The 1048-nt window shown below is 45.2% G+C and carries 1 protein-coding gene; it reads left to right on the forward strand.

What is annotated here, in order from left to right:
* Positions 1-1048: calcium-binding protein (locus FY048_RS18920; protein WP_446092163.1), on the forward strand; the 1048-nt coding region annotated here is incomplete at both ends.

The raw sequence follows: 1048 nt of genomic DNA on the forward strand, positions 1-1048 counted from the left end.
ATGTGTTTGGCCGAGGTGACGGACAGGATACGGTCAGTTCAAGCTATAACAATGATGTAAACAAATTGAATACCCTGAAGTTAAAAGAAGGTATCACCGCTTCAAACCTGATTATTAAACAGGTGGGTAGTGGACTTGAAATTAGCATTTTAGGCAGCACGGATAAAATCACATTCCAGGATGTGCTTTATCAGGATTCATTAAATAACCCGTATAGCTCATTACAGCGTATCGAATTTGCAGACGGGACCAGTCTGACGGTTGCAGATATTCTGACGAAGTTGTACGCGGGAACAGCAGCAGCAGATAGTTTAACGGGGACCAAAGAAGCTGACCATATCTTGGGCGGAGCAGGCAATGACACATTATATGGTCAGGCAGGCAATGACAGCCTTGAGGGAGAAGATGGTGATGACAAACTCTATGGTGGTGATGGCAATGACCTTCTAAAAGGTGGAGCAGGAAACGATACACTTGATGGGGGCAATGGAAATGACATCCTTGAGGGTGGAGCCGGCAATGACCAGCTGACTGGCGGTTCGGGTAACAACACCTATGTGTTTGGTCGAGGTGACGGACAGGATACGGTCAGTTCAAGTTATGACACGAATATCAACAAGCTAAATATCCTGAAGTTAAAAGAAGGTATTACCGCTTCAAACCTGATTATTAAACAGGTGGGTAGTAGTCTTGAAATTAGCATTTCAGGCAGCACGGATAAAATCACATTCCAGGATGTGCTTTATCAGGATTCATTAAATAACCCGTATAGCTCATTACAGCGAATCGAATTTGCTGATGGCACCAGTCTGAAAGTTGCCGATATTTTACAGCAGCTCTATCAGGGAACGGATGGAGCAGACTGGTTGGCTGGTACTACAGATACAGATCAGTTATTTGGAGGCTTGGGGAACGACACGTTATATGGACGTGGAGGGAACGATACGCTTGAAGGCGGAGAAGGCGACGACAAACTGTATGGTGAAGAAGGAGCCGATATTCTCAAGGGTGGTCTGGGTAACGATACCTTAGATGGTGGCAATGGAAA

The organism is Acinetobacter sp. 1124_18A (assembly GCF_052824995.1).